We start from the raw sequence: 1,796 nt of genomic DNA on the forward strand, positions 1-1,796 counted from the left end.
CATCGAGCTCGGGCAGCACGACATGCATGGCAAGGTCGGCGGGCGCCAGGCCGCGCTGGTTTTTCTCCCAGACTTCGCGCCGCGTCGTGGCGACGATGACCTGGAACACGGGCACGCCGGCACGGTCGAAGAGCGTTTCGGCACCAGGCTCGGCACCGGAAGCGAAGGCGGTTGCAGTGACGATGGCGGACGGGTTCAACGAGGTGATGGCGGTTTCGACGAAAGCCAGCGATACCGGGTCCTTGAGGCTCGAAACAAAGATCGGCATTGGCGTCATGCCCTGCGAGCGAAGGGCATCTGCGAGTGCATCGATTGGCGCGACGTCCGCGGCAAGCAGCATCGAGCGGTAGAAGAGGATGGGGATGACGGGGGCACCGACGCTGTCGATGTTGAGCTCCGCCACACCCCCCTCTCTCCTGCCGGACAGAGGGAGGTGTGACGGATCGCCGACGTTCAAGAAGACTGATTTCGCGACAACTCCGATTCCTGGTTGATAGTACCCCGCCTTCGGCACGCTCACCGGCTCGGCCACGGCCGTATCCGACCCGGCGAGCCTTGCCAGTCTTTGCACCAGCGCGCTCATGTTCGCCGGGCCGCCTTCGCGGAAATAGCCGAGCAGGGCGTCGAGTTCGGCGCGCGGCAGGGTCGAGGCTTCGATCAGCCGCTGGTCCTCGTCATGGCTTTCGCCCGGCAGCAGCGCCAGCTTGATGCCGCGCTCGCGTGCGACCGCGGCGAGCTGGTCGGAGCCATAGCGCCACCAGTCGTAGCCGCCCAGGATGCGGACGAGGACCACCTTGGCGTGACGGGCAACGCTGTCGATCCAGAGGTCCACCGACATCGGATGGCGGAGATCGCGAAGTGCTGCCAGCCGCATCGACGGCAGCCGCGCGGCGTCGGCCTTCCACGCAGCGGCGAGGCCGGCGAGATCGCTGTCGGTGAAGGACAGGGCCACGACATCCGCAGGCGTCTGCCTGAGGTCGATCGGCTCGGCGAGATCGTCGAGCGAGGCGGATGTCGTGGTGAGGATGTGCATCGCGGTTCGGTCTTGCCTCAGCCGGCGAGGATACGCTCGATCGCCGGGCGGTTCAGCCCCTTGAGGCCGATGACGACGAGCCGCGATCGGCGGTCGTCGTCCGGCGTCCAGGCGCGGTCGTAATAGTGATTGACGCGCGGGCCGACGGCCTGGAGCAGCAGCCGCATCGGCTTGCCGCCCACCTCGACAAAGCCTTTGACGCGCAGAACGTTTTCCTGCTCGGCGGCGAGAGCGACGCGCTTTGCCAGCTCATCCGGACTGGCGATGGACGGGATATCGAGGACGAAGGAGTCGAAATCGTCATGCTCATGGTCGAGCTCGTCATCGTGATGGGTCTTGCGGTTCTCGACGTCGTCCTCGACGGCGAGGCCAAGACCGAGCAGCACCGACGGGTCGACCTTGCCCTGTGCGGTCGGCACGACCTTGACCGCGCGCGCCACGTGCTCGCCGATAACGGCATTGGCGCGGACTGAGCCCGCCGCGTCCATCAGATCGCTCTTCGACAGGATGATGAGGTCGGCGCAGGCGATCTGGTCCTGGAACACCTCTTCGACCGGATCATCGTGGTCGAGCGAGTCGTCGGCGGCGCGCTGCGCCTGCAGGGCGTCTAGGTCGGAGGCGACGCGGCCGTCGGCCAGCGCCGGACCGTCGACCACCGCGACGACGCCATCGACCGTGACGCGGCTCTTCACCGTCGGCCACTGGAAGGCCTGGACGAGCGGCTTCGGCAAAGCGAGGCCGGAGGTTTCGATCAGGATGTGGT

General features: G+C 66.8%; 2 protein-coding genes. Both read right to left on the bottom strand.

Translation table 11 applies throughout. The features are described 5' to 3' along the window. On the bottom strand, positions 1-1,033 hold a 1,033-nt coding region (locus tag EOA60_RS31425), incomplete at its 3' end, for a cobaltochelatase subunit CobN (protein ID WP_206628337.1). A 17-nt stretch (positions 1,034-1,050) separates the two neighbouring features. Further along, a partial coding sequence (gene cobW, locus EOA60_RS31430) for a cobalamin biosynthesis protein CobW (RefSeq protein WP_128312507.1) occupies positions 1,051-1,796 on the bottom strand: 746 nt, incomplete at its 5' end.

Source organism: Mesorhizobium sp. M1A.F.Ca.IN.020.06.1.1, assembly GCF_004023265.1.
GTDB lineage: Bacteria > Pseudomonadota > Alphaproteobacteria > Rhizobiales > Rhizobiaceae > Mesorhizobium.